At 67.1% G+C, this 26732-nt stretch carries 23 protein-coding genes and 4 tRNA genes; 3 read left to right on the top strand and 24 right to left on the bottom strand.

Annotated features, from left to right (window positions below; genetic code table 11):
- The first annotated feature begins 49 nt into the window (after positions 1 to 49).
- Positions 50 to 652 carry a hypothetical protein gene (locus tag FFS20_RS00300; protein WP_181365626.1) on the top strand — a complete coding sequence of 201 codons (603 nt, stop codon included), beginning with the start codon at positions 50 to 52 and terminating at the stop codon, positions 650 to 652.
- Here the strand turns inward: FFS20_RS00300 and FFS20_RS00295 are convergent.
- The 15 genes from FFS20_RS00295 to FFS20_RS00225 form a co-directional block, all read right to left on the bottom strand.
- A complete protein-coding gene (locus FFS20_RS00295; RefSeq protein WP_137823944.1) occupies positions 631 to 2928 on the bottom strand; it encodes a bifunctional (p)ppGpp synthetase/guanosine-3',5'-bis(diphosphate) 3'-pyrophosphohydrolase in 2298 nt (765 codons plus the stop codon). The two genes, FFS20_RS00300 and FFS20_RS00295, sit on opposite strands and share 22 nt — an antisense overlap.
- A gap of 41 nt (positions 2929 to 2969) precedes the next feature.
- The gene (gene secF / locus FFS20_RS00290) at positions 2970 to 3986 is read right to left on the bottom strand and encodes a protein translocase subunit SecF (RefSeq protein ID WP_137823943.1); all 1017 of its coding nucleotides are present in this window, start codon (positions 3984 to 3986) and stop codon (positions 2970 to 2972) included.
- Positions 3983 to 6256, bottom strand: a complete 2274-nt coding sequence (gene secD / locus FFS20_RS00285) for a protein translocase subunit SecD (protein ID WP_137823942.1) — start codon at positions 6254 to 6256, stop codon at positions 3983 to 3985. Before secD ends, secF begins: the two co-directional genes overlap by 4 nt.
- Positions 6257 to 6336: 80 nt before the next feature.
- Positions 6337 to 7017, bottom strand: coding sequence for a preprotein translocase subunit YajC (gene yajC / locus FFS20_RS18180; protein WP_249356333.1), 681 nt, complete (start codon positions 7015 to 7017; stop codon positions 6337 to 6339).
- Between the two features lie 81 nt (positions 7018 to 7098).
- Positions 7099 to 8172: a Holliday junction branch migration DNA helicase RuvB gene (ruvB, locus tag FFS20_RS00275; RefSeq protein ID WP_249356330.1), complete on the bottom strand. Its 1074-nt coding sequence runs from the start codon at positions 8170 to 8172 to the stop codon at positions 7099 to 7101.
- Positions 8169 to 8765, bottom strand: a complete 597-nt coding sequence (gene ruvA / locus FFS20_RS00270; protein ID WP_137823941.1) for a Holliday junction branch migration protein RuvA — start codon at positions 8763 to 8765, stop codon at positions 8169 to 8171. The genes ruvB and ruvA overlap by 4 nt, the downstream gene beginning before the upstream one ends.
- Before the next feature lie 113 nt (positions 8766 to 8878).
- Positions 8879 to 10951: an HNH endonuclease signature motif containing protein gene (locus tag FFS20_RS00265; protein WP_171006927.1), complete on the bottom strand. Its 2073-nt coding sequence runs from the start codon at positions 10949 to 10951 to the stop codon at positions 8879 to 8881.
- 651 nt (positions 10952 to 11602) lie between these two features.
- The gene (gene ruvC / locus FFS20_RS00260) at positions 11603 to 12199 is read right to left on the bottom strand and encodes a crossover junction endodeoxyribonuclease RuvC (protein WP_137823939.1); all 597 of its coding nucleotides are present in this window, start codon (positions 12197 to 12199) and stop codon (positions 11603 to 11605) included.
- Positions 12199 to 12951 (bottom strand): YebC/PmpR family DNA-binding transcriptional regulator, encoded by a 753-nt coding sequence (locus FFS20_RS00255; RefSeq protein ID WP_137823938.1) that lies wholly within the window; start codon positions 12949 to 12951, stop codon positions 12199 to 12201. The genes ruvC and FFS20_RS00255 overlap by 1 nt, the downstream gene beginning before the upstream one ends.
- A 307-nt stretch (positions 12952 to 13258) precedes the next feature.
- Positions 13259 to 13738, bottom strand: coding sequence for an NUDIX domain-containing protein (locus FFS20_RS00250; RefSeq protein WP_137823937.1), 480 nt, complete (start codon positions 13736 to 13738; stop codon positions 13259 to 13261).
- The gene (pgsA, locus tag FFS20_RS00245) at positions 13725 to 14345 is read right to left on the bottom strand and encodes a phosphatidylinositol phosphate synthase (protein WP_137823936.1); all 621 of its coding nucleotides are present in this window, start codon (positions 14343 to 14345) and stop codon (positions 13725 to 13727) included. Before pgsA ends, FFS20_RS00250 begins: the two co-directional genes overlap by 14 nt.
- A 4-nt stretch (positions 14346 to 14349) precedes the next feature.
- The gene (locus tag FFS20_RS00240) at positions 14350 to 16416 is read right to left on the bottom strand and encodes a prolyl oligopeptidase family serine peptidase (protein WP_137823935.1); all 2067 of its coding nucleotides are present in this window, start codon (positions 16414 to 16416) and stop codon (positions 14350 to 14352) included.
- Positions 16413 to 16961, bottom strand: coding sequence for an HIT domain-containing protein (locus tag FFS20_RS00235; RefSeq protein WP_249356370.1), 549 nt, complete (start codon positions 16959 to 16961; stop codon positions 16413 to 16415). The genes FFS20_RS00240 and FFS20_RS00235 overlap by 4 nt, the downstream gene beginning before the upstream one ends.
- A gap of 74 nt (positions 16962 to 17035) precedes the next feature.
- Positions 17036 to 19042 carry a threonine--tRNA ligase gene (gene thrS, locus FFS20_RS00230; protein WP_137823933.1) on the bottom strand — a complete coding sequence of 669 codons (2007 nt, stop codon included), beginning with the start codon at positions 19040 to 19042 and terminating at the stop codon, positions 17036 to 17038.
- Positions 19043 to 19286: 244 nt separating this feature from the next.
- On the bottom strand, positions 19287 to 19862 hold the full coding sequence (locus FFS20_RS00225) for a DUF4352 domain-containing protein (RefSeq protein WP_137823932.1): 576 nt from the start codon (positions 19860 to 19862) through the stop codon (positions 19287 to 19289).
- On the opposite strand from FFS20_RS00225, the gene FFS20_RS00220 reads away from it, so the two are divergent.
- Positions 19849 to 20088: a hypothetical protein gene (locus FFS20_RS00220; RefSeq protein ID WP_137823931.1), complete on the top strand. Its 240-nt coding sequence runs from the start codon at positions 19849 to 19851 to the stop codon at positions 20086 to 20088. The two genes, FFS20_RS00225 and FFS20_RS00220, sit on opposite strands and share 14 nt — an antisense overlap.
- A gap of 828 nt (positions 20089 to 20916) precedes the next feature.
- Here FFS20_RS00220 and FFS20_RS00215 read toward each other — a convergent pair.
- The 4 genes from FFS20_RS00215 to FFS20_RS00200 form a co-directional block, all read right to left on the bottom strand.
- Positions 20917 to 20988, bottom strand: a tRNA-Val gene (locus FFS20_RS00215).
- Positions 20989 to 21026: 38 nt separating this feature from the next.
- Positions 21027 to 21098: transfer RNA gene (locus tag FFS20_RS00210), tRNA-Val, on the bottom strand.
- A gap of 34 nt (positions 21099 to 21132) precedes the next feature.
- Positions 21133 to 21203 (bottom strand) — tRNA-Cys (locus FFS20_RS00205).
- Positions 21204 to 21229: 26 nt separating this feature from the next.
- Positions 21230 to 21302: transfer RNA gene (locus FFS20_RS00200), tRNA-Gly, on the bottom strand.
- A 134-nt stretch (positions 21303 to 21436) separates the two neighbouring features.
- Between FFS20_RS00200 and FFS20_RS00195 the strand changes: the two genes are divergently transcribed.
- Positions 21437 to 21916 carry a TIGR02611 family protein gene (locus FFS20_RS00195; RefSeq protein WP_249356327.1) on the top strand — a complete coding sequence of 160 codons (480 nt, stop codon included), beginning with the start codon at positions 21437 to 21439 and terminating at the stop codon, positions 21914 to 21916.
- Positions 21917 to 21943: 27 nt separating this feature from the next.
- On the opposite strand, the gene zapE is transcribed toward FFS20_RS00195, so the two are convergent.
- Genes zapE through FFS20_RS00170 form a run of 5 tightly spaced genes read right to left on the bottom strand, consistent with a single transcriptional unit; the run spans position 21944 to position 26639 of the window.
- The gene (gene zapE, locus FFS20_RS00190) at positions 21944 to 22969 is read right to left on the bottom strand and encodes a cell division protein ZapE (RefSeq protein ID WP_137823929.1); all 1026 of its coding nucleotides are present in this window, start codon (positions 22967 to 22969) and stop codon (positions 21944 to 21946) included.
- A gap of 48 nt (positions 22970 to 23017) precedes the next feature.
- Positions 23018 to 23953 carry a GTPase Era gene (gene era, locus FFS20_RS00185; protein WP_137823928.1) on the bottom strand — a complete coding sequence of 312 codons (936 nt, stop codon included), beginning with the start codon at positions 23951 to 23953 and terminating at the stop codon, positions 23018 to 23020.
- Position 23954: 1 nt separating this feature from the next.
- Positions 23955 to 25208, bottom strand: coding sequence for a hemolysin family protein (locus FFS20_RS00180; RefSeq protein WP_137823927.1), 1254 nt, complete (start codon positions 25206 to 25208; stop codon positions 23955 to 23957).
- A 4-nt stretch (positions 25209 to 25212) separates the two neighbouring features.
- The gene (gene ybeY, locus FFS20_RS00175; RefSeq protein WP_137823926.1) at positions 25213 to 25701 is read right to left on the bottom strand and encodes an rRNA maturation RNase YbeY; all 489 of its coding nucleotides are present in this window, start codon (positions 25699 to 25701) and stop codon (positions 25213 to 25215) included.
- Positions 25698 to 26639 (bottom strand): PhoH family protein, encoded by a 942-nt coding sequence (locus FFS20_RS00170; RefSeq protein ID WP_232623612.1) that lies wholly within the window; start codon positions 26637 to 26639, stop codon positions 25698 to 25700. Before FFS20_RS00170 ends, ybeY begins: the two co-directional genes overlap by 4 nt.
- Positions 26640 to 26732 lie beyond the last annotated feature (93 nt).

Genomic DNA, 26732 nt, shown 5'->3' with positions numbered 1-26732 from the left:
CGCCGTCTCCGCTCTTGATCTCAGCGTGTGAGGCGACGAGAGTTGCGCCATGGAGGACATCTACCGTCTCAGCGACTTCGGCTATGAGCATCTCACAGAGCTCACTCTCGACGGTCTGCTCACCAGACTGTCGGAGACGACGTGGGTGCGCGCGGGGGCGGTGCTCGGTCCCGAGGAGCGGATGAGTGCGCTCGCCGCGCAGATCCCTGCCCGCCTCGTCGTCTCCCACGCGACCGCGTGGTGGGTCCACGTCGGGCTCGGTCGTGCCCCGAGTCCGCTGACGCTGACGACGCATCCGCGCCGGCGCGTGCTCGAGACGACGGGGCTCGTCGTCCACGAGCTCAGTCTTAACCGCGGTGATTGGGAGACGATCGCGGGTCACCCGGTGACAACGCCGATGCGCACCCTCTACGACCTGCTTCTCCCCCTCGTCCGCGACCCCAGGCGGGCCTCAGGCCCGCAGATCGCGGCACTCATCGACGATGTCCCCGGTGACATGGTCAGGCGCCTGCGGCTCTACCTCGACGAGGTGGGACGGCGCCCGTACGCCGCGCAGATGCGGCAGGTCGTCGACCATTTCACACGCCCCGGCATCCGGGCCGCAACAAGCGTGCAGCGGGACGAGGGAACTCAGCCGCCGGAGATGCGGTAGACGTCGAAGACGCCTTCGACTTTGCGGACCGCGGAGAGCACGGTGTCGAGGTGGCTGGCATCGGACATCTCGAAGACGAACTTCGACTGGGCGACCCGGGCCTTCGATGTCGCCACCGACGCGGAGAGGATGTTGACGTGGGTCTCCGTGAGCACCTTCGTGATGTCGGAGAGCAGACCCGAACGGTCGAGGGCCTCGACCTGGATCTGGACGAGGTAGACCCCGCTCGTCTTCTCGCCCCACGAGACCTCGACCATGCGCTCGGGTTCGCGTTCGAGGGAGACGACGTTGGGGCAGTCGACCCGGTGGACGGAGACCCCGGAGCCGCGGGTGACGAAGCCGACGATCTCATCCCCGGGCACCGGAGTGCAGCAGCGGGCGAGTTTGACGAGGACGTCGTCGACGCCCTTGACGACGACGCCGCCGGCCGAGGAGTGGTGGCCCGATGACTGACCGGTGCGGTTGCGCGGCTCCGGCGGGAGGACCGCGACCTCCTCCTCTTCGCCGACCTCCTTCGCGAGCAGGTCGACGACGTGGGCGGCCGAGGTCACACCGTTGCCGATCGCCGCGTAGAGCGCGGTGACGTCGGGCAGGCGCAGCTCGGTGGCGACGACCTGGAGGGCTTCCTGGCTCATCAGGGCGTTCGCTGACAGCGAGTGTCGGCGCATCGCGCGGGCGAGCTGTTCGCGACCGTTCTCGATCGCCTCTTCGCGCCGCTCCTTCGAGAACCACTGGCGGATCTTCGACCGCGCGCGGGGGCTCTTGACGAAGCCGAGCCAGTCGCGGCTCGGGCCGGCGTTCTCGTCCTTCGAGGTGAACACCTCGACGGAGTCGCCGTTCTTCAGCTCCGTGTCGAGGGCGACGAGGCGGCCGTTGACGCGGGCGCCCATCGTCTTGTGGCCGACCTCGGTGTGGACGGCGTAGGCGAAGTCGACGGGGGTCGCACCCGCGGGCAGGCTCATGACGTCGCCCTTGGGGGTGAAGACGTAGACCTCCTTCGAGTTGACCTCGTAGCGGAGGCTGTCGAGGAACTCGTCGGGGTCGCTGACCTCGCGCTGCCAGTCGAGCAGCTGGCGCAGCCACGCGGCGTCGTCGACTCCGCCGTCGTCGGAGACCTTGACCGAACGGGCGGTGTTCGAGGTGATCGCCTTCGACGGGTTGCCGCGATCCTTGTACTTCCAGTGGGCGGCGACGCCGAACTCCGCACGGCGGTCCATCTCATGGGTGCGGATCTGGATCTCGACGGGTTTGCCGCCTGGGCCGATGACCGTGGTGTGGAGGCTCTGGTACATGTTGTACTTCGGCATCGCGATGTAGTCCTTGAACCGGCCGGGGACCGGGTTCCAGCGGGCGTGGACGATGCCGAGGGTCGCGTAGCATTCGCGGACGGTCTCGACGAGGACGCGGACGCCGACGAGGTCGTAGATGTCGGCGAACTCGTGACCGCGCACGACCATCTTCTGGTAGATCGAGTAGTAGTGCTTCGGCCGGCCGGTGATGGCCGCCTCGATGCCGGAGTCGGCGAGTTCGGACTGGAGCTCGTGCGAGACGGTCGAAAGGTACTTCTCCCGCTCCGGTGCCCGGTCGGCGACGAGGCGGACCACCTCGTCGTAGACCTTGGGGTGGAGGACCTGGAACGAGAGGTCCTCGAGTTCCCACTTGATCGTGTTCATGCCGAGCCGGTGCGCGAGCGGGGCGTAGATCTCGAGGGTCTCGCGTGCCTTCTTCGTGCTCGAGGAGGCGGGCACGAACTTCCATGTGCGCGCGTTGTGGAGACGGTCGGCGAGCTTGATGACGAGGACGCGGATGTCCTTGGCCATCGCGACGATCATCTTCCGCACGGTCTCCGACTGGGCGGCCTGACCGTAGGTGAGCTTGTCGAGCTTCGTCACCCCGTCGACCATTGCCGCGACTTCGGGTCCGAAGGACTCGGTGAGCTGCTCGAGCGAGTAGTCGGTGTCCTCGACAGTGTCGTGGAGGAGCGCCGCGGCCAGGGTGACCGGGAGCATGCCGATCTCGGCGAGGATCGTCGCGACCGCCACCGGATGGGTGATGTAGGGGTCCCCGGACTTCCGGGTCTGCCCGCGGTGGGCCTCCTCGGCGACCGTGTAGGCACGCACGACGAGGTCGATGTCAGCCTTCGGGTGGCTCGACTGCAGGGCCCGGATCATCGGTCCGAGCACCCGCGGGTAGCCGGGGTCGTTCTGCGCCCTGGCCGCCCACCAGGCCAGACGGGAGATGCCGCGCGGACGGCGCGATTCAGCCGATGATGCCACCACGTCCCCCTCTCTGACGTGATCCAGCTCGTGGTCTCGTCTCAGACCTCGGCGTGGATCACGGGTGCCACATCGTCTTTGCCGTCCTTCAAGCGTAATTCACGCACGGCCTCTTCCTGTTCCTTCACGGCGGGTTCGTTCGACCGCAGGAGCGCGTATAGGGGGCTGGCGACGAAGAGCGTCGAGGCGGCGGCGACGATCGTGCCGACGAAGAGCGAGAGCGAGATGTCGACGAGCGTGCCCGCGCCGAGGAGGAAGACGCCGATGAAGAGGATCGAGGCGATCGGCAGCACCGAGACGACGGAGGTGTTGATCGAGCGCACCGTCGTCTGGTTGATGCCGAGGTTGACGAGCTCGGAGAACTTCAGGCGCTTGTTGTCCTTGAATCTCGCGGTGTTCTCGCGGATCTTGTCGAAGACGACGACCGTGTCGTAGAGCGAGAAGCTCAGGACGGTGAGGAAGCCGATGACGGCTTCCGGGGTGACTTCGAAGCCGGTGGCCGAGTAGATGCCCATCGTGACGATCATGACGACGAAGAGTCCGACGATCGCGGCCAGCGACATCTTCCAGGTCCGGAAGTAGAGCGCCATGACGATCATCGCGATCGCGACGAAGATGACGAGCGCCCTGACCATCTTCTGGGTCACGTCAGCGCCCCACTGGGGGCCGACGAAGGTCGAGGTGACGTCCTCGGCGGGGACGTCGTAGCCGGCCGACAGGGCGTCGCGGACTTCCTGCATCTGCTCGTCGGAGAGCTGGTTCGTCTCGATGCGCACCGCGGTGTCCCCGGTCGGGGTCAGACGCGGTTCGGAGTCGGGGACGACGTCGTTGACGATGGTCTCGCCCTTGCTCGCCGAGGTGTCGGTGACGTTGTCGACCTGGAACTGCGAACCGCCGCGGAAGGCGATGCCGAAGTTGAATCCGGCGATGAGCGGAACGAGGAGGGAGAGGATGACGAGGACGCCGGCGATCGAGAGCCAGAGCTTGGCCTTCCCGACGAAGGGGATGGAGGACTCACCGTTGTGGAGGCGGTTGCCCCAGGCGAAGAACTTCTTCACTTCTCTGCCCCCTTCTCTTCGTCTGCGGCTGCCGCGCGCTTGGCGGCCGCCTTGCGTTCGGCGATCGTGCCGCCGGTCGACGGAGTGTCCGATCCGCGTTTGCGTCGCGAGCTCTTCGTCTTCTTCGTCACGGCCGAATCTGCGGACTCGGTCGACGCTGCCGTGCCGGACTCGGAGTCTTCTGAGTCCGCGGCGGTGTCCTTCGTCGTCGTGTCGTCGGCCTCGGTCACCTCGGCGGTCTCCGACGAACCGTCGGCGAGTGCGGTCGTCGTCGCGGTGGCCGTGCGGGAGCTGCCGGTGGACTCCTCAGACGACGTGGAGTTCTTCGCCTCGGCCCGGCGCTTGGCGCGGCGGCCGGCGATGGTCTCCGTGTCGTCGTCGAGGCCGAGTTTGCGGGCCCGCGCCTTGTCGCGGCGTTGGGCTTCGGGCGACTTGTCCTTGTTGTCGAGGTCGATGCCGAGCGCACCGCGGTAGGCGGCCGGTTTGACTCCGAGCAGACGCGGATCCATACCCGACATCGGGTGCCCCTGGCCGAAGAACTTCGTTCGGGCGAGGAGCTGGAGCATCGGGTGGGTGAAGAGGAAGACGACGAGGATGTCGACGATGACCGCGAGGCCGAGGGTGAACGCGAAGCCGCGCACCGAACCGACGGCGAGGATGTAGAGGATGACGGCGGCGAGCATGTTGACCGACTTCGACGCCCAGATCGTGCGCTTGGCGCGGTCCCAGCCGACTTCGACGGCCGAGAGGAGGTTCCGTCCGCTGCGCAGCTCGTCTCGGACGCGTTCGAAGTAGACGATGAACGAGTCCGCCGCCATGCCGATGCCGATGATGATACCGGCGACACCGGCCAGGGAGAGCCGGTAGCCGTATCTCCACGATGCGATGAGGAGGAGCAGATACGTGAGGACGCCGACGACGACGAGGCTCGAGACGGTGACGAGTCCGAGGACCCGGTACTGCAGGAGCGAGTAGACGACGACGAGGAGGAGACCGACGAGTCCGGTGAGGATGCCGATGTTGAGGTAGTTCGCACCGAGGGTCGGTGAGATCTGCTCTTCGCTCTGGACCTGGAAGCTGATCGGCAGGGAGCCGTTCTTGAGCTGGTTGGCCAGTGTCTGGGCCTCGTCGAGGGTGAAGTTGCCCGAGATCTCGGCCCGGCCGTCGGTGATGACGGCGTTCGAGGTCGGAGCGGAGAGGACGAGGCCGTCGAGCGAGATCGCGAACTGGTTGTACGGCTGCTGGAGGCCGGTGATCGCCGAGGTGATCTGCTTGAAGATCTCGCGACCCGTGTCGTCGAACTCGAGGTTGACGGCGGGCTGGTTGGTCTGGACGCCGTTGGCGCCGGCCGCGTAGCCGAAGGTCGCGTCGGTGAGGTGGTCACCGGAGAGTTCGACGGGGCCGAGCACGTACTTCGCCGACCCGTCCTGGGCGCACGAGACGACCGGCTCGTCGGCCGGCTGCTGGACGCCGCCGGTCCGGTTCTCCGGGTTCGTGCAGTCGAGCTCCGTGTACTGGTTGATGATCTCCTGCGTCTGCCATTCGGCAGTGTCCTGCTCGGGATCGAACAGGGGGCGCGGCGTCGAGTCGGTCACCTGGGTGTCCTCGCCCTGGCCTTCGCCTGCCTGGGTCGGGGCCGGCGACTCACCGGCCGGTGTCTCACCGGCTGGCGACTCGGACGGGGCGGGCGCGTTGCCGCCGGCGTTCGCGGGTTCGTCTGCGCTTCCGTTGCCTGCGCCGGGTTCGTCTGCGCCGGTTTCGTCTGAGCTGCTCGAGTTGACGACGGCGCCGCCGCCGGTCGGGGCGTCCTGGCTGCCGCCGGTCAAATCTTCGAGGCGCTGACGCTCCTCGTCGGTGAGTCCCTCAGAGGGGTCTCCCCCGTTCTGTCCCTGCTGCTCTTCGTCGATCTGCGCCTGGGAGCGCGGGTCGCCGACGAGGGCGACGCGGCGGAAGACGAGCTGAGCCGAGGAGCGGACGAGGTTGCGGGTCTCCTCATCCGGGTTGCCCGGCAGGTTGACGACGATGTTCCTGTCGCCCTGCGTCGTGATCTCGGCTTCGGAGACACCCGTCGAGTCGACCCTCTGGCGGATGATGGCGACAGCCTGATCGAGCTGTTCCTTGCTGATCGTCGTGTCCTCTGACACCTGGGGTTCCAGGATGATCGAGGTGCCGCCCTCGAGGTCGAGGGCGAGCTTCGGTGTGGGAGTGGCGTCGGACCAGATGATCCCTGCGCCGAGGACGCCGAGGAGGATCAGGGTGACGATCGTCAACCACAGGAAGCGCAAACCAGGGCGTGGCTTTTCTTCGATGTCGGACACGTCTCAGCTTTCGATCGGGTGCAGTGAGGGGATCAGTTCTTCTTGTCGTCGGTGTCCGGCTTGTCGGTGCCGGTCCCCTTCGACGGATCCTCAGTCGAGCTGCCGTCCACGTCGTCGGCGCTGGTCTTCGCAGCCGCATCCGCCTCGGCGGCAGTGCGGTCGGCATTGTCGGCCTTGAGATCAGCATTATCGGCCTTGAGATCGGCGTCGAGCGCCTTCTCATCAGCGCGGTCAGCCTTGAGGTCGGCATCGGTGGCCTTCGCATCGGCGCGGTCAGCCTTCGCATCAGCGCGATCGGCCTTGAGGTCGGCATCGGCGGCGTCGACGTCAGCGTCGGCGGCCTTGATATCGTCGTCGCCGGCCTCGGCGCGCTTGCGCTCGTTCATCGCGTCGAGTTCGGCGTCGGTGATCGCCGGGGAGTCGGTCGCCTCGGTGGCGGGGGCCGCATCGACCGCGGTGTCCGGGGTGTCGATCTGGCCGATGGCCTGGCGGTGCACGCGCAGGATCGTGCCGGGCCCGGATTCGATGGTGACCTGGTTGTCCTCGTCGTCGATCGAGAGCACGGTGCCGAAGACGCCGAAGGTCGTCATGACCTTGGCTCCGGGGACGAGGTTCGTCTTGATCTGCTCCGCACGCGCCTTCTGCTTACGCCGAGAGTTGAACAGGAAAAAAATCAGCAGCGCAGCGAGCGCGAGAGGGATCAGCAAATCCACAGGTATCAACCTTCCATAAGAACGGACCAGTGCACTAGCTTAGTTCGAAGTCCGTACTCAAGGCGAACCGATACGCAGGGTTCAGTACTCATAGTTTGCTGGGATGTGGAGTCCCAGATGCCTCCATGCCGCCGAGGTGGCGACGCGTCCGCGTGGGGTGCGGCTGATGAGGCCCTCCCGCACGAGGTACGGCTCGGACACGGTCTCGACCGTATCGGCTTCCTCCCCGACCGAGACCGACAGCGTGCCGAGTCCCACGGGCCCGCCGGAGAAGCGCTTGCAGAGGACTTCGAGGACGGAGCGGTCGAGGCGGTCGAGGCCGAGTTCGTCGACTTCGTAGACGGTGAGCGCGTTGAGTGCGGCGGCCTCGTCGATGGTGCCGTTGCCGCGCACCTGCGCCCAGTCCCGGACGCGGCGGAGCAGACGGTTGGCGATGCGGGGTGTGCCCCGGGAGCGGGTGGAGATCTCCGTGAGCCCACGGTTCTCTGCGTCGATGCCGAGCATCCGGGCAGAGCGGGTGAGCACGGTGAGCAGGTCGGCGCTCGAGTAGAAGTCGAGGTGCCCGGTGAACCCAAAGCGGTCGCGCAGCGGTGCCGGAAGGAGTCCCGAACGGGTCGTCGCGCCGACGAGGGTGAAGGGCGGGAGGTCGAGCGGAATCGCCGTGGCGCCGGGGCCCTTGCCGACGATGACGTCGACGCGGAAGTCCTCCATCGCCACGTAGAGCATCTCCTCGGCGGCGCGGGCCATCCGGTGGATCTCGTCGATGAAGAGGACTTCGCCCTCTTCGAGGGAGGAGAGGATCGCGGCGAGGTCGCCGGCGTGCTGGACGGCGGGTCCGGAGGTCACACGCAGGCTTGCCTGCATCTCGTGGGCGATGATCATCGCCAGCGTCGTCTTGCCGAGCCCGGGTGGGCCGGAGAGCAGGACGTGGTCGGGGGCCTTGTGCCGGGCCTTCGCGGCGTCGAGGACGAGGGAGAGCTGTTCGCGAACCTGGGGCTGGCCGATGAAGTCGTGGAGCCCTTTGGGCCGCAGCGCCGCCTCGGCATCGCGTTCGGCGGCTTCGGCGCTGCCGGAGACGAGCCGGTCGTGCTCGGCACCGGTGAGGCGCTGGTCGCCGAAGTCCATCTCGTAGGACGTGGTTTCGCGGTCGGTCATTTCCGGGCACCGAGGACTTTGAGCGAGGCCTTGAGCAGCGCCGAGGTGCCGGCGTCGGCCCCGAGGTCAGCGACGACTTCCTGGACCACCTCGGCGGCTTGGGGTTCCTTCCAGCCGAGGCCGACGAGGGCGTCGACGACCTGCTGGTTGGTCCCGCCGAAGGAGAGCGTGGGGCCGGGCGCTGCGGCGGCGAACTTCGGGAGCTTGTTCTCGAGTTCGAGGATGATGCGTGAGGCGCCCTTCTTGCCGATGCCCGGCACACGCGTGAGGGCGGTGGCGTCCTGGCCGGCGATCGCGGCGGCGAGTTCGTCGGGGCCCATGACGGAGAGGATAGCCATCGCCAGGCGGGGTCCGATGCCCGAGATCGTCAGGAGGACCTCGAAGGTGTGGTTCTCGTCTTCGGTGCCGAAGCCGAAGAGGGTCATCGAGTCCTCGCGGACGACGAGGGTCGTGACGAGGTCAATGTCGGCGCCGTGGCGGGTGCCGGCCAGGGTGTCGGGTGTCACGTGCACTTTCCTGCCGACACCGTAGGTGAGGACGACGAGGTGGTCAGCTGCGATGCGATGAACCGTACCGCTGAGGAAACTGATCACGGACTGCCTTTCAGGTGGGAACACGTGTACGAATCCAGACTAACAGTTCGAGGTCGCTCGCCTCATCCGACATGCCCGGGCGTGCGGCACACTCGTCCCCTCGAGCGGGCCGCTCACCACAGACCTCGATCCCCGGGACCAGGATCATCGTCACCGGTGGCATCATCACCGGTGGCTTCGCCTCCCGGCGACATCTCTCCGTCGACTGCGCCGCCGACGGCAACGCCGCCCGTGGCGCCGCCATCGGTGGCGCCACCATCGCTGCAGTCGTCGATGCCCCAGCCCGGTCCACGCGCGACTCCCGATTCGGGCACACTGCCCCATTGCTCCGAATCCGCGTCGCTCCCCCGCATCAGCTCCGGCCCACAATGCTCCGCGTCGACGCCGACGTCGGCGGCGGTGAGCGGCGAATACGGAAGGTCGGCGAAGAGTGAGTCGACGGCATCGTCGGTGACGAATCGTGCATGGAGGATCGGTCGCCGTTCGATGTCGATCGAAGCCGGTGGTATCCATGCGGCACGGCCGTCCTTGAGCATGATCGTCTCCCACTCGGATCTGTCGATGAGGTGGTGGTGCATGCTGCAGACGAGGGTGAGGTTATTGAGGTCGGTTCTGCCGCCGAGCGCCCACGGGAAGACATGGTGCGCGTCGCACCAGCCCGGTGGAGTCTCGCATCCGGGGAAAGTGCAGCCTTTGTCTCGCGCGCCGAGGATCGCCAGCTGACGGGGAGTCGCATGCCGCTGTTCGGTCGCCAGCGCCATCGACTTCGCCTTCTCGGTCATGAGATGGAAGAACACCGTGCCGTTGAGGCCCTCATCGGCGGCGAGGTCGATCGGGAAGTCGGCTTCGGCTCCCGTCGTCGCCCGGCCTTTCCCCTCGGCGAGGTTCTCGGCCGTGGCGGTGACGACGAGGGCGAACGGCGCTCCCCTGCCGACCCGACCCATTTCGGTGTGGGAGATCAGTGTCGAGAAGCGTTCGTACATGAGATTCTGCACTGTGCCCTGTTCGCTCGAGGTGTCGGCGAACGTGCCGTCGGCGCGGACACCCCAGCCGCGGGGGTTCTCAGAGCCGGGTCCCGACAGCTGCGGATTCGCATCGGCCGGCAGTGGCCTGTCGGTGATGTCTCCGGCGAGCACGCTGTCGAAGAGCTCGAGCATCTGTTCGCCCTCGACGCGGAGGTCATCAGCGGGTCCACCGCCAGGACCTGTCGGATCGTGTGCACTGCCGTCACCGGATCCACCGTCGAGACCCGTCGTGGCGTCTGCGCGACTGTCACCGGTCGTGGCGCCCGCTCCGGTCGGACTGTCCGCTCCGGACGAGTCGCTTTCGCCGGTCGGACTGTCCGCTCCGGTCGAGTCTCCCGCTCCGGTCGGACTGTCCGCTCCGGTCGGGTCATCGGCTTTGATCCGCGAGGTCAGCCATCCCTGAATGATGCCACCGGTGATCGGGTCGAGAAGGCCGCTGAGGTCCCAGTCGCCGTCGTGGCGCTGCCGGACGTTGACCTTGTACTTCGAGCGGTCGTGGAAGTCGGTCGGCTCGGTGCCGTCGGGATCGACCCGGTCGAGCATGGCGGTGAAGATCCGCCGGAGGTCGGAGACGCGGACGCTCGGAGCGCGTTCGACGAGTTTGCCCTCGATCCGTTCGCGCACCTCAACGCCGAGCCAGAAGGGGACCTCGTCGAGGCATTTTCCGATCATCGCCGCCTGGCTCGACGAGAGCGCTCCGGACTGCAGACCGGCCGCGACGATCGGATACTTCGGCGGCCGCGACTGCCCAGTCAGGTCGACCCGGTTGCCGAGGTTCTTCGCCAGCTCGGTGCGGCGGTGTGCCTCGGTGCTGCTGAGTTGGAGTTTGTCCTGCACCAGCGCCTTCGTCGATTTCGCCCCGTAGTCCTTGGGTGTTCCGACGCGTTCGAACACCGACAGCGTCACAGCGTGGAGCGAATCGACAAGACGGCTGAGCGCTTCGACTCCCCTCATCACGGTGATGGCCTCGTCGGGTCCCATCGGGCGTCGGAAATCGCGGAGTTCGGCTTCGAGTCGGGTGATCGCCGCGATGCTGTCGGTCACTTCGGGAACCGAGTCTCCGAGGTCAGCCCACTGCTCCTTCGAGAGCATCGGATGAGGAGAGTCCGCCAGGGAGGTGTCACGGTGCTCGTCGACGGCCGCTTGGAAGGGGTTGTCCATATCGGACACACACGGTCGCGGTGCACCGGCGGCGTCCATGTCGTTGCGCGCGGATTGAGGTGAGCCGACTCCCTCGACGCCGGTGGTGCCCCCTGACTCGCCCGCAGCGGTCGATGAGCCATTCCCTCCGCCGTCGCCTCGGCGAACCTCTCGGGCAGAGAGTCCAGCGTCTGCAGGGACAGTAAGCGAGTGATCGCAGGCCGAAGGATCAACCGCAGAGAAGTCAGGCGCCGCGACCGCGTCCATGCTGCCGAGCGTCTCAGCCAGCCCATGACCGCTGAGATCCATTCCGGCCGCTTCGAGCTGATCGCGAAGTGATCGTGGGGCCGTCGAGCCCTTCTTGCCGCGCGACCCGGGCCGCGTCTTCGATGCGTCTGCACGCGCGCCCGACTCTTTGCCACGGGAGCCATCATCCCGGTGGTTCTGCGGTCGTTCCGGCGTGAGCGTCATGATCTCGGCAATCTGTCCGTCAACGGTGATGTTGTGCGGTTGCCTCTATTCTAGATGTCACGGACATCACATGTCTATAGTTTCGTTCGATTTTCTCAACTGATTTTCGAAGACATTCGGGGCAGTTCTATTCAGTCGAAAAGCGCGCTGCTCACCAGTGACGATGGCGTGAAGAGCGCGGAGTGGAACTTGTTCCGAAGCTCACTTCGCATTGCGCAGTGCACGGGCCCACTGTTCTTGGGCTCTGGTCAGCCCACTCCCCTGCCGGCCGCCGCCCTTGCGCTCGGTGAGGTCCTTGTTCATGCCTGGCGTCGACTGGGCACTGAGCGCTCCTCGCCAGGAGTGGCAGATCGCGATGGCCAGCGCGTCGGCGGCGTCGGCGGGCTTGGGCGGCGCGTCGAGTCCGAGGATGCGGGTGACCATGTTCGTCACCTGCTTCTTGTCCGCCCGTCCGGAGCCCGTGATCGCGGCTTTGACCTCAGACGGCGTGTGCATGGCGACAGGGATCCCGCGGCGCGCGGCCAACCCCATCGTCAGGCCCGAGGCCTGCGCGGTGCCCATGATCGTCGAAACGTCGTTGCGGGCGAAGACCCGCTCGATCGCGACGACATCGGGACGGTGCGTGTCCAGCCAGGTGTCGAACGCCTCGGCGAGGGACCCCAGCCTCAGGTCCACGGAATCCGCGGACGGGGTGCGGAAGACGTCGACGGCGACCATGGCGGCCTTCCTGGCCGGCAGGGTGTCGATGACGCCGAATCCGCACCGGGTGAGGCCGGGGTCCACGCCGAGGATGCGCATCAGGCGTCGAGTTCTGCGAGAACCTCGTCGCTGACGTCGGCGTTCGAATAGACGTTCTGCACTTCGTCGCTGTCTTCGAGGGCGTCGATGAGCTTGAACACCTTGGTGGCGGTGGCCGCGTCGAGGCTGACCTTGAGTCCGGGGACGAACGAGGCCTCGGCGGAGTCGTAGTCGATGCCGGCGTCGACGAGCGCCGTGCGCACCGCGACGAGGTCGGTCGCCTCGGAGATGACCTCGAAGGTCTCCCCTTCGTCGTTGACCTCTTCGGCGCCGGCTTCGAGGGTCGCCTCGACGATGGCGTCCTCATCGGTGCCATCGGCCGGGACGACGATGACGCCCTTGCGGTTGAAGTTGTACGACACCGAACCGGGATCGGCCATCGAACCGCCGTTGCGGGTCACGGCGACGCGCACTTCGGAGGCCGCACGGTTCCGGTTGTCGGTGAGGCACTCGATGAGGAGTGCGACGCCGCCGGCCGCGTAGCCTTCGTACATGATCGTCTCGTAGTTGACCGCTTCGCCGTCGAGGCCGCCGCCGCGCTTGACCGCGCGGTTGATGTTGTCTGCGGGCACCGAGTTCTTCTTCGCCTTCTGGATCGCGTCGAAGAGAGTCGGGTTGCCGTCGGGATCAGGTCCACCGTTGCGTGCGGCAACCTCGATGTTCTTGATCAGCTTGGCAAACAGCTTGCCGCGCTTGGCATCGATGGCAGCTTTCTTGTGCTTAGTCGTTGCCCATTTGGAATGACCTGACACTGGTGTTCCTTCCTATAGATGAAGCCCTTAGATTCTATACGCCCCAGCGCCCGCGCGCCGAAACCCGTCGCGGTGCAGTCGTTTCCCGCCGAGGCGGTGGAGGCGATTCCCGCGGACGTGCGGTTGTCTCCCGCGAAAGTGCGATCGATTCCCGCCGAGGCGGTCCGGCTGACTCCTGCCCCGGTGCAGTCGCGCCTCGGCTCAGTCGCTTCCCACCGAGGCGGTGCCGACGGCATCGCCATGAACCGGCACCGTCATCGCCACAGATCGACCCCGCAACCGCTCCGGACCGGCGACGCGGCCCCGCTCAGTCGATGACGAGGGGGACGTCGGGCACGGTGCCGACGGCGGCGAGCTCCATGAGGCTGAGCAGGTTCTTCGGGTAGATCGTCTCGGTCGTCGCCATGAGCTCGTCGCGGGACCACCAGCGGAACTCGAGCAGGCTGCGCTTCTCGATGTCGGTCCACACGGCGTCCTCGAGTTCGATGTCCTCACTCGTCCGGTAGGCGAAGTACGTCTCGAGCTGCCGCAGCTCCTTCTCGGTGAAGTGGAAGACCTCGTCGCGGATAGCGAGCGGACCGATGAGGTCGCCGGGTTCGCATTCGAGGCCGGTCTCCTCGGCGAGTTCGCGGGCCGCGGTCTGCGCCGGCGATTCGCCCATCTCCGAGCCGCCGCCCACGGTCATCCACCACTGATGGGTGGGCGTGAGCAGGTCCTGGGCCCTGATGAGGAGAACCTCGTCGCGCTCATTGAGCAGAACGACCCGTGAAGCTTTACGCGGTTTCATGTTTCTCCAGGAGTTGACGGCGGACAGACGAAATTCTTTGCAGGATAGTGATGCAGCAGGCGATCATCAAGACGCCCAAGGCGACCGTCAGAACGATATCGGGAAGTCCCATTCCCACCAAGCCGGTGACGATGAGTGTGACCAACAACCGGTCGGCGCGCTCGGCGATTCCGCCGGACGCGTGGACGCCGAGGCCCTCGGCCCGCGCCCGCACATATGAGACAAGCGACCCTGTCACCAGGCAGCCGAGGGCGAGGAGTGCGGTGAGCGGATCATCCGCACCGAGGAAGAACCACAGTGCGAGACCGACGAACACGGCGGAGTCCGCGATGCGGTCGAGCGTCGAGTCGAGGAATGCGCCCCACAGGCTCTTGCGCCCCATCTCCCGGGCCATGATCCCGTCGAGCATGTCGCAGAAGACGAAGACGGTGATGACGACCGTGCCCCAGAACAGGTGCCCGAGCGGGTAGAAGATCAGCGCGCCGGCGCTCACCCCGAGCGTGCCGATGAACGTCACGGCATCGGGGGTGAGCCCGAGGCGCAGGAGCAGCCTGGCCAGGGGACGGAAGAGTCGGGTGAATGCCTCGCGGGCGATGGTGTTGAGCATCGGGTCAGCGAACCGCCGAGGTGGTGAGCGGGCGATCGACGGTCGTGCAGTCGGCCTTGGGGGCCCGCAGGCGCTGATCCCACCAGTCGAGGATCGCATCGAAGCGCTGCCGGCGATGTCGCGGCTGCCCCGAGCGCGAGAGCTCATGGTTCTCACCGGGGAAGATGAGCAGCTCGGTGACGACTCCGGCCCGCTGGAGCGCGGCGTAGTACTGCTGTGCCTGTTCGAGCGGGCACCGGAAGTCGAGTTCGGAGTGCATGACGAGCGTCGGGGTGCGCACTTCAGCCGCGTGGGCGAGCGGGGACTGCCGGGCGATCGCCGCGGCATCACGCGAGGTGTACTCCTCGGTGAAGAAGCGTCCGATGTCGGAGGTGCCGAGGAAGCTGTGCGGGTCGAGGTATCCGCGTTCGACGATCGCCGCGGCGAAGCGGTGGTCGGCGGCGATCGTCATCGCCGTGAGATACCCGCCGTACGATCCGCCCTGCACGCCGAGGCGGCTGGCATCGAGGTCGGCATCCGCGGCCAGTGCGTGGTCGAGGACAGCGAGGACGTCGGCCATCGCCGGGGCGGCCATATCGCCCTGCACCGCGGTGCCCCACGTGCGCGTCCGTCCTCCCGAACCGCGCGGGTTCGCGTAGACGACGGCATAGCCCGCCGAGGTGAGCACCTGAGTCTCGTCGAACCAGCCGTGCGTGTACTGCGCGAACGGTCCGCCGTGGATGTTGAGGATCACCGGGAACGGGCCCTGCCCGGCGGGTTTGGCGAGCCATCCGGTGACCGTGCCGCCGGGACCCTCGACCCGGAGGACCTCGGGACGCACCGAGGCGGCCGGAGCGGGATGCTCGAGCACGACGGTGGGAACCGGTGCCCCGGACGACTCTCGAGCGGCGTCGACGTCGACGCGCAGCAGTGCGGCCGGTGTCGTCGGCGTCACCGCGGTGACGACCGCGGTGCCGTCGGCGACGTCGAAGCCCGTGACGACGGTGACGTCGTCGGTGAGGAACACGAGATCGTCGAGAGCCGCCTCGGTGCCGGTGACGGCCGACTCATCGATCACAGCCGAGCCATCGGCCCCGGCCGACCCTTCGAGCACATCATCGAGGCGGAGGCCGGCCAGACGTGTCGCACCGTCGGAGTCGACGGCGAAGACGACGGTCCCGGCGACGATCTGCGGTGGGATCTGGGCGACGGCGACCGTCTCGGGATCGGTCAGCCGCTGCGTCGTCCCGGTGCGCATGTCGTGGACGAAGAGACCGGGCATCTGCCCGACGAAGTCGAGTTCGTCACGGGTGAGGTCGCTGCCGACGAGGAGGATCCGGTCGGCGTCGATCCACCGGTGGAGGCTCACACTCATCCGCGGCAGCTCGAGCGGGGTGGGTCCCTTCGCCCCGAGCAGCCACACGGTCGAGCGCAGGTCGGGTGCGCCGTGGTCCGGATGAGTCGCGGCGACGACGCTCATGTGCGCGCCGTCGGGCGAGAACTGCGGGTCGTGGACATCGGAGTCCGGGGTCGTGAGCATCGTCGAGAGCGGCACCTCGTCGGAGCCGGCGATCCCCGACTTGCCGAGCCCGGGTTCGATGAGGTCGACGAGGAACGCCCGCGCGGGACGATCCTTGACGTATCCGAGACCGTTGGCCTGATACGCCGCCGAGGTGATCCGCCGCGGCGCCTCCTCGTCGGCGGGAATGTCGTCGTCGGTGCCGTAGCGGCCGGGTTCGGGCACCCGGGAGATGTAGAGGACGCGGCCCGTGGCATCGTCGAGGGCGAATTCGGAGACGCCGAGGTGGCGATCGGTGATCCGGTGCGCCGTCGTCAGGGTGGGGCCGGCGAAGAGCTGGGACCGCTCGCCCTTCTCGGCACTGAGGTAGGCCGCCCATGCCTCACCGATCTGCGGTGAGGTGTCGCGCCACGCGTGGGTGAGGCGGCGCGGGGAATCGGCGCCGACGGCGAAGAGCTGGGAGAGGTACGAGTTCGATTCGAGGTCGGGACGAGAGATCGCGATGATCGTCTCATCACCGGCGGCGACGGGTGTGGCGTACTCGGCGAGCGAATCGAGATCTTCCGGGTTCATCGGTTCCATTCCTTCGACAGTGCCGCTCGCACATCGGCGTGCACCTGCGGCAGGGCCTTCGTCTGCGCCACGATGGGCAGGAAGTTCGCGTCTCCACTCCACCGCGGGACGACGTGCTGGTGCAGGTGCGCGGCGATCCCCGCTCCGGCCACCTCGCCTTGGTTCATCCCGAGGTTGAAGCCGTCGGGGCCAGAGACGGCCCGGATGACCTCCATCGCCTTCTGCGTGAACTCCGCGAGCTCGACCGTCTCCGCCGGTGTCAGCTCCGTGTAGTCGGCGACATGACGGTACGGGCAGATGAGCAGGTGACCCGGGTTGTACGGGTAGAGGTTGAGCACCGCGTAGACGGTCTCACCGCGGGCGACGATGAGCGCCTCCTCATCGGACTTCTTCGGCGCAGCGCAGAACGGGCACTCGGCGGGACCGGAGTCCTTCGGCTTGTCCTGTCCCCCGATGTAGACCATCCGGTGCGGTGTCCACAGCCGCTGGAAGGCGTCGGGCACGCGCGGGAAGCCCTCGGCGGCTTCGATGTCGGACAGGTCCATGCCCAGCGCGGGATCCGGACGGTCCCCCGCGCCGAGGTGGTGGTCCGGGTCCGCGGCCTGCTCGCCCTCGCTCGTCATACCTGGGCCTTGGTCTCGATCGCCTCGGTGATCCGGGCGATCGCCTCGGCGACGGGCACGCCGTTGTCCTGGGTGCCGTCGCGGAAGCGGAACGACACGGCCCCGGCGTCGCGGTCCTCACCGCCGGCGATGAGGACGAAGGGGACCTTCGACTTCGAGGCGTTCCGGATCTTCTTCGGGAAGCGGTCGTCGCTGTCGTCGACCTCGACCCGCACGCCGGCCGCGCGCAACTGGTCGGCCACCTCGGTCAGGTAGTCGTTGAACTCCTCGGCCACGGGGATCGCGGTGACCTGGACCGGCGAGAGCCACACCGGGAAGGCCCCGGCGTAGTGTTCGGTGAGGACGCCGAGGAAGCGCTCGATCGAGCCGAACTTCGCCGAATGGATCATCACCGGCCGCTTGCGGGTGCCGTCGGCGGCGACGTATTCGAGGCCGAAGCGCTCGGGCTGGTTGAAGTCGAGCTGGACCGTCGACATCTGCCACGTGCGGCCGATCGCGTCGCGGGCCTGGACGGAGATCTTCGGGCCGTAGAAGGCGGCGCCGCCGGGATCGGGGACGAGTTCGAGACCGGATTCGGCGGCGACCTGCTCGAGCGTCGCCGTCGCCTCGGCCCACTGCTCGTCGGAGCCGATGAACTTGTCCTTCTTCTTCCCGTCCTCGTCGCGGGTCGAGAGTTCGAGGTAGAAGTCGTTGAGGCCGAAGTCCCGGAGCAGGCTGAGGACGAAGCCGAGGAGGTGGCGGATCTCGGCCGCGGCGTCCTCGACGGCGACGTAGGAGTGGGAGTCGTCCTGAGTGAGGGCGCGGACGCGGGTGAGGCCGTGGACGACGCCGGAGGGCTCGTCGCGGTAGACGGTGCCGAACTCGAAGAGGCGCAGCGGCAGGTCGCGGTAGGAACGGCCCCGCGAGCGGTAGATGAGGTTGTGCATCGGGCAGTTCATCGCCTTGAGCCGGTACGGGGTGCCCTCCTTGACGATCTCGCCCTCCTCATCGCGGACCTCGTCGACGAGCATCGCCGGGAACATGTTCTCCCCGTAGTAGGGCAGGTGCCCCGAGGTGTAGTAGAGGGTCTCCTTCGAGATGTGCGGGGTGCCGACGTAGTCGAAGCCCTCGGCGATGTGGCGGGCGCGGACGTAGTCCTCCATCTCCCGCTTGATGATGCCGCCCTTGGGGTGGAAGACCGGCAGACCGGAGCCGAGCTCCTCGGGGAACGAGAAGAGATCGAGTTCGGCACCGAGCTTGCGGTGGTCACGGCGCTCCGCCTCGGCGAGGCGGTCCTGGTAGGCCTTGAGATCGTCCTTCGACGCCCACGCGGTGCCGTAGACGCGCTGCAGGCTCGCGTTGGCCTGGTCGCCGCGCCAGTACGCCGCCGAGGAGCGGGTGACGGCGAATCCGTTGCCGATGAGCTTCGTGTTCGGCAGGTGGGGGCCGCGGCAGAGGTCCTGCCACACGACCTCGCCCTTGCGGTCGACGTTCTCGTAGACGGTGAGTTCGCCGGCGCCGACCTCGACGGCCGCCGACTCGTCGTCACCGGCGCCCTTGTCGGAGATGAGTTCGAGCTTGTACGGCTCGTTCGCCATGCGCTCACGCGCTTCGTCCTCGGTGACGACGACCCGGTTGAAGGTCTGGCCGGACTTGACGATCTGCGCGGCCTTCTTCTGGATGGCCTTGAGGTCCTCGGGCGTGAATGGCTCGGCGACGTCGAAGTCGAAGTAGTAGCCGTCGGTGATGTAGGGCCCGATGCCGAGCTTCGCATCGGGGAAGAGATCCTGGACGGCCTGCGCAGTGACGTGCGCGGTCGAATGGCGGAGGATGTCGAGCCCCTCAGGGGAATCGATGGTGATCGGGGCGATCGCATCGCCCGCGGAGAGTTCGCGACTGAGGTCGGCCGGCTCTCCATTCAGCCACATCGCCACCACCGCGCGGTCCGTGGAGAAGATCTCCGTCCCGGTCATGCCCTGAGTCCAGGGGATGCTCTGGCCCGCGCAGTCGATGCTGTCTGCCACTGAATTTCTCCGTTTCGTTGTGCTTGTCTCGCGGTGCGGGCCTGGGGCGCGGCCAGTCTCTCAGGACGGGCCTGCGCGCACGCCGCTCTTAGAGTCTAGTCCCTCAACGGGACTGCAGAATCAGTTGGGCGGCAGTCGTCCGACTGCCGCCCAACTGATGGGGTGAACAGGGTCGCACCGAACGGTGCGGGATCCCCGACAGCGCGGCTGTCCGGGACACCCGAACCGTGCGGCGCTGCTGGGCTCAGGCCTTCTTGAAGGTGAACTCCGTACCGGCCCCGAGGTCCTCGATGAGGGAGAGGGTGAGCTCGACGCCATCGACCTCAGCGGCCGGAACCGCATAGGCGAACTCGTAGGTCTGCTCGCCGCCGGCCGGCACCGGCTCGTCGAAGCCGAGGATGCCCTGGTACTGGGATCCGTCGAACACTTCCTGGTAGGTCGCGCCGGAGCCGTTGGTCGCGCTCAGCAGGGTGAGGCCCATGTCGACGTCGGAGCTCGAGTTGTTCTTCACCGTCATCGTGACGACGGCGATCTCACCGTTTGTCGATTCGGCGCCGATCGCGGTGTCGCTCGCAGTGTCGGAGGTGACGGAGATCGCGGCCGTGACATCGGTGCCGATCTCGACCTCGCCGCCCTCGACGGGGGCTGCCTCAGCAGAGGAGTCGTCGGTGCTGCCGGAGTCGGGCGATTCGAGGCCCGGATCAGACGGGTCCATCGGTGCCGGAGCGGTCGGCGAGTAGCTCTGGATGCCCTCGTTGACCGCGCTGCCGATCATTCCGAGGCCGATGATCGTCGCGATGATGACGATGATCGAGATCACGACTCCGACGAAGCCGAGGATGAGGCCGGTGAGGGTGAGGCCTTTGTTGTTCGCCTGCCCCTTCTTGATCGCCGAGAGGCCGATGAAGCCGAAGATGATCGCGGCGACGGCGAAGAGGAAGCCGATGCCGAATACGAAGCCGAGGACGACGCCGACGATGCCGCCGATGAGCGCGAGGATGCCCCAGATGTTCTTCGAGGTGTTGTTGCCCGACCCCGATGAGTAGGTGCCGTAGGAGGCGTTGGGGTTCGCCGGGGTGAACTGGTCTCCCCCGCCACCGCCGGCTGCCGCGTAGGAGGGCTGCTGGCTGTACTGGTTGGCGTCGTAGCCCTGACTCTGGCCGTACTGGTTGGCGTCGTAGCCCTGGTTTTGTCCGTAGCTCTGGCCGTAGCCGCCCTGAGAGCCCTGCGCGTTCTGGTCGTAGCCCTGACCGTAGTTCTGGTTCTGGTCGTAGCCCTGGTTCTGGCTATAGCCGCCCTGCGCGTTCTGGTCGTAGCCCTGGTTCTGGTCCTGGCCGTACTGCTGCTGGGAGCCGTACTGCGGGGCCTGGTCACCGCTGCCGTAGGAGGGGTGTCATTCGAATCGTAGGCGCGCGTGGCATCGTTCGCGCTGTCGTAGGAGCGGGTGTCGCCCGAGCCGTACTGCGGGGCCTGATCCCCCGAGCTGTACTGAGGCGCCTGGCTGCCATTGTCCTCAGCCGATCGGCTCTGATCGGCAGACGAGTTCTGGTCAGAGTTGTCGTTGCCCGAACCGCGGTTCGGGTCGTACGGATTCTGCGGGGTAGACATAGTTGCTCCGAAGTCCTTGTCGATGTTTGCTGTGATTAGCGTACAAGCACAAGAGTAGCGGTCGCCCGCCTCATTCGTGGCAGAACTGACACACATTCTCACCGGTGAGGACGACAGGTCACGCGGACACGACGACGTGCCGCGGCAACGGCGCTCGACAGCACGACGGCGGGGACCGCGGGAGGCCCCTGCGAGCACGGACCTCGAGGAGTCGAGCACTGGAGTGAATGCACGAAACCCCAGACCTAAGTCCGGGGTTCCTGTTGTGCGCGATACTGGGATCGAACCAGTGACCTCTTCCGTGTCAGGGAAGCGCGCTACCGCTGCGCCAATCGCGCTCTATTCATTTGTTGCACCGGAACCGTAATGGTCCCTGTGCGCGATACTGGGATCGAACCAGTGACCTCTTCCGTGTGAAGGAAGCGCGCTACCGCTGCGCCAATCGCGCCGACTCACCGACAGTCAGACTGTCGAGGAATCCGAGGTGGCGACGGGATTCGAACCCGTGTATACGGCTTTGCAGGCCGCTGCCTCGCCTCTCGGCCACGCCACCGCCAAGGCAGTGCCATGACGCCTCCGAGCGGATGACGGGACTCGAACCCGCGACCCTCACCTTGGCAAGGTGATGCTCTACCAACTGAGCCACATCCGCGTTTCGCTGCCTGGTTTCCCTGGCAACGAGATATAACTCTATACGCAGCCGGCCCCGCACGCAAAATCGATCCGCGGTGATCGTCGTCACAGCTCCCGATCAAGCTTTCAGGCTGGTGAGGTTGAATGTGCTGTGTGAGCGAACGATCCCCCGTCAAGCGCCCGAAGGGCTGGCTGTCGCGTCATCACAAGCACGGGAGGCGCCCGTGGAGACAGTGCCGACTGGGTTACCTCCGATGGCGGCAGAGCGTCGCCGCCAACCCCCACGTCGATCGCCTCTTCAGACTCATCGTCGGCGGCGTCGGCACGCTCATCGTCATCTTCGGCCTCATCCTCGTGCCCCTGCCGGGGCCGGGCTGGCTCATCGTCATCATCGGTCTCTTCGTCATCTCGACCGAGTTCCACTGGGCCAGGCATCTCCTCCACTTCGTGCGGGTGCGCGTCGAGGCGTGGACGCGCTGGATCATGCGGCAGCCGCTCTGGGTGCGCTGGACGGTCGGTGCGCTGACGGCGGCCTTCGTCGCAGTCATCGTGTGGCTCGTCCTCAGACTCATCGGCATCCCGGACTGGGTGCCCGACCTCGGCGGACTGCTCGAGTTCCTCCACCTGCGCTAGGCAGACGATCCCGTGGCGGGAGGCCCCTCAGGCCTCCTCGGTCTCCGGGGCCGAGAGCGCGGTGAGGCGCGAGAGGCAGCGCATGTACTTCTTGCGGTAGCCGCCGGCCAGGGACTCCTCGGTGAAGACCTTGTCGAGGCGCTCACCGGAGTTGATGATCCGCACGTCGCGGTCGTAGAGGCGGTCGACGAGGGCGACGAAGCGCAGCGCCACGCTCTCGTTGTCGATCGTGCGCACGTCGTCCCACACGGCGGCGTCGATCCCGTCGACCATACGGCCGTACTTCGAGGGATGGACGGTCGCGAGGTGGTCGAGCAGAGTGGAGAAGTCGTCGCGGGCGACGTTGCCGGACAGCTGCGCCGCCGCCGCGTCGAGCTGCTCGGGGGTGAGCGGTTCGGCCGGGGCCGTGAGACCGCGGTGCCGGTAGTCCTGGCCGTCGATCCGGTAGACCTCGAACTGGTCGGCCAGCGCCTGGATCTCGCGGAGGAAGTCCTGGGCGGCGAAGCGCCCCTCGCCGAGCGACCCCGGCAGGGTGTTCGACGTCGCGATGATCTTCACCCCGGCATCGGTGAGCTCGCGCATCAGCCGGGACATGAGCACGGTGTCGCCCGGGTCGTCGAGTTCGAACTCGTCGACGCAGACGAGCTTCATCTCCTTGAGGTCGTCGCGCGCTTTGACGAAGCCGAGCGCTCCCACGAGGTTCGTGTACTCGACGAAGGTGCCGAAGGTCGCCGGCTTCTCATTGGCATGCCACGCCGAGGCGAGCAGGTGGGTCTTGCCGACGCCGTAGCCGCCGTCGAGGTAGACGCCCTTCGGACCGTCCTTGCCCTTGCCGAAGAGCTTGCCGAAGAACCCGGTCGACCGGTCGGCGGCGACGAACTCCTCGAGTTTGTTCCGCGCCTCGGCCTGCGAGGGCTGGGCGGGGTCGGTGCGATAGCTCGCGAAGGAGACGTTCTCGAACTGCGGGGGCGGGACGAGTCCGGCGATGAGTTCTTCGGGGGCGACCTTCGGGTTGCGCTCACTCAGAGAGGTCAGAGTCTGCTCGGCATTCACTCGCCCAATTCTATGGCAGGCGTCGATGCGGGCCGACCGGGCCCCGGCTCAGCTGAAGTCGAAGCCGAGGCGCCCGAGCTGCTTGGGGTCGCGCTGCCAGTCCTTGGCGACCTTGACGTGGAGGTCGAGGTAGACCTTCGTGCCCAGCAGCGCTTCGATGCCGCGGCGGGAGACCGAGCCGATCTCCTTGAGCCGCTTGCCGCCCTTGCCGATGATGATCGCCTTCTGGCTCGGGCGCTCGACGTAGAGGTTGACGTGGACGTTCCACAGCGGGTTGTCCTCGCTGCGGCCCTCCCGCGGGTACATCTCCTCGACCTGCACGGCGAGCGAATGCGGGAGTTCGTCGCGCACACCCTCGAGGGCGGCCTCGCGGACGAGTTCGGCGATCATCACCTCCTCGGGCTCGTCGGTGAGCTCACCCTCGGGGTAGAGCGGCGGCGAGACCGGCAGGTGGCTGGCCAGCACCTGTCCGACGGTGTCGACCTGGAAGCCGTCGACCGCGGAGACGGGGACGACGTCGGCGAAGTCGGCGAGCTCACCGACGGCCAGGAGCGCCTCGGCGACCTTCTCCTGGCTCACCGTGTCGACCTTCGTCACGAGCGCGACGATCGGGGTCCGGCCGTCGAGCAGCGCGAGCTGGGAGGCGATGTAGCGGTCACCGGGCCCGATCGGCTCGTCCGCGGGCAGGCAGAAGCCGATGACGTCGACCTCGGAGAGCGTGGCGACGACGAGGTCGTTGAGGCGCGAGCCGAGCAGGGTGCGCGGCTTGTGGAGACCGGGGGTGTCGACGAGGACGAGCTGGTAGTCGTCCTCATGGACGATGCCGCGGATCGTGTGCCTCGTCGTCTGGGGCTTCGCCGAGGTGATCGCCACCTTCTCCCCCACGAGCGCGTTCGTCAGCGTCGACTTGCCCGTGTTGGGGCGGCCGACGAAGCACGCGAAGCCCGCGCGGTAGTCCTCCGGGTAGTCCGTGCGAAAGTCCATCTCAGCTCTCTTCCCTGGTGACCTTGACGTGGGTGATGCGGTGCCGGCGCCCCTGGCCTTCGAGGGCGGTGAGCCGGAGCCCGGCGATGTGCGCGGTCGAACCGGCGATGGGGACGCGGCCGACGAGCTTCGTCAGCAGACCGCCGACGCTCGTCACGTCGTCCTCGTCGATGCGCACGTCGAAGTACTCGGCGAAGTCGGTGATCGACATGCGCGTGCTGATGACGAACGAGCCGTCGTCGTCGCTGACGAGGTCCTCGTCGCCGGAGTCGTATTCGTCCTCGATCTCGCCGACGATCTCCTCGACGATGTCCTCGATGGTGACCAGCCCCGCGGTGCCCCCGTACTCGTCGACGAGGACCGCCAGATGCGTCGAATCGATCTGCATCTGCCTGAGGAGGTCGTCGGCCGGCTTCGTCTCGGGCACGAAGAGGACGTCGCGGGCGAGCGTGTTGACGGGCCGGTCGGCGTCCTCCGGGTGCTGGTGGAGGCGGCGGGCGACGTCCTTGAGGTAGGCGACGCCTTCGATGTCGTCGAGGTCGTCGCCGCTGATCGGGATCCGGGAGAACCCGGAGCGGAGGAAGAGGTTCATCACCTTGTGCAGCGGTGTGCCGGAGGTGACGGTGACGAGGTCGGTGCGCGGAACCATGACCTGCTTCGCCGAGGTCTCGCGAAGGCTGAAGACCGACTGGATCATCTCCCGCTCCCCGTCTTCGATGACATCGGATTCGCTGGCCCGCTCGACGAGGTCGCGCAGCTGCTCCGAGGTGACGAAGGGACCGTCGCGGTAGACGCGGTCGGGGGTGAGCAGGTTGCCGAGCCACACGAGCACCCGCGTCAGGGGTCTGAGGATGACGAGGAGGACGGTGACGACCCCGCTGAGCGCCAGGCTCACCCCGAGCGAGCGGCGGCGGCCGATCGTGCGCGGGGAGATGCCGGCGACGACGAAGACGGCGATCGACGAGGTGATGACGGTGAGCACGATCATCAGCGGGCCCACGGAGTAGATCGAGTCGTAGGCGAGTGCGATGAAGACGGTGGCCAGCGCCTCGAGGAAGAGGCGGACGAAGATGATGACGTTGATGTTCGTCGGCAGGTCGGCCAGGATCCGCTCGACCCGGGCCGCGGACTTCTTCCCCTCGGCCTTCGCGTCCTGGATCGCATGGTGGGAGACGCTGAGCAGGGCGGCGTCGACGGCGGCCAGAGCGGCTGCGACGACAAGGCAGAGGAGCGCGCCGAGGAAGAGCCAGATCACGGCGTCAGACCTCGGTGGGTGCGGGGATGTCCGTCCGCCCGTCGTAGCGAGCGGCGAAGAACGTCAGCAGCAGGTGGCGCTGGAGGGCGAACATCTCCTCGCGCTCTTCCGCCTCCCCGTGGTCGTAGCCGAGGAGGTGGAGGAAGCCGTGGACGGTGAGGAGGAGGATCTCGTCCATCGTCGAGTGCCCAGCGGTCGCCGCCTGCTTCGCGGCGACGGCCGGGCAGATGATGATGTCGCCCATCTGGCCTTCTGTCGGCGCGTCGGCGCGGCCCCGGCTGAGCTGGTCCATGGGGAACGACATGACATCGGTCGGTCCCTCGAGATCCATCCACGTGACGTGGAGCTCGGCCATCGCCGCCTCGTCGACCATCGTCACCGACAGTTCCGCACCGGGGTGCATGTGGAGGGCCTCGCCGAGGTATTCGGTGAGCGCCACGACCTCGTCGAGGTCGACCTCGGCGTCGGTCTCGTTCGCGATCTCCGTGTTCACTTCGAGTTCCCCCACAGGTCGTAGGCGTCGACGATCTTCGTCACGAGCGAATGCCGCACGACGTCCTTGCTGCCGAGCTGGCAGAACGCGAGGTCGTCGATGCCGGCGAGGATCTTCTGCACGACCTTGAGCCCGCTCTTCGTGTTCCCGGGCAGGTCGATCTGCGAGACGTCGCCGGTGACGACCATCCGCGAGCCGAAGCCGAGGCGGGTGAGGAACATCTTCATCTGCTCCCCCGTCGTGTTCTGCGCCTCGTCGAGGACGATGAAGGCGTCGTTGAGGGTGCGCCCGCGCATGTAGGCCAGGGGCGCGACCTCGATCGTGCCGGACTCGATGAGCAGCGGGATCGATTCGGGGTCGACCATGTCGTGGAGGGCGTCGTAGAGGGGACGGACGTAGGGGTCGATCTTCTCCCCCAGCGTGCCCGGCAGGAAGCCGAGGCGCTCACCGGCCTCGACGGCGGGGCGGGTGAGGATGATCCGGGAGACGTCCTTGTTCTGCAGGGCGTTGACGGCCATCGCCATCGCGAGATACGTCTTGCCCGTGCCGGCGGGACCGATGCCGAAGGTGATCGTGTTGTTCCGGATCGCCTTGACGTAGTCGTGCTGGCCCATCGTCTTCGGTCGGATCGACTTGCCCCGGGTCGAGAGGATGTTCGTCCCCATCACCGCCGAGGCGGCCTTGCCCTCGGAGGAGAACGAGGCGACGCGCTCGATCGTCTCCTCATCGATGCGGTGGCCCGACTGGTGGAGCTTCTTGAGTTCGCCGATGACGGAGACGAACGCGCTCACCTGGTCGGGGTCGCCGGCGGCCTGGAGCTGGTTGGCGCGCAGGTGGAGGTCGAGCTCGGGGTAGACCTTCTCGAGCGCCCGGAGGTTGGCCTCCCCGGGTCCGAAGAATTCGACGAGGTCGATCGATTCGGGGATGACGAGGCGCACGGTCTCCGAGGCGGTGGTGGTCGTGGCGTCAGTGGAGGTGTCCAGAACTGTCCTTCGTTGATCGGGCGCTCCGTATCCGGAGCGCAGCAGGGT

The sequence above is a fragment of the Brevibacterium sp. 2SA genome (assembly GCF_005502845.1).
Lineage (GTDB): Bacteria > Actinomycetota > Actinomycetes > Actinomycetales > Brevibacteriaceae > Brevibacterium.
The sequence above is the reverse complement of the archived record's forward strand: the minus strand, read 5'-3'. Positions and strand labels throughout refer to the sequence as shown.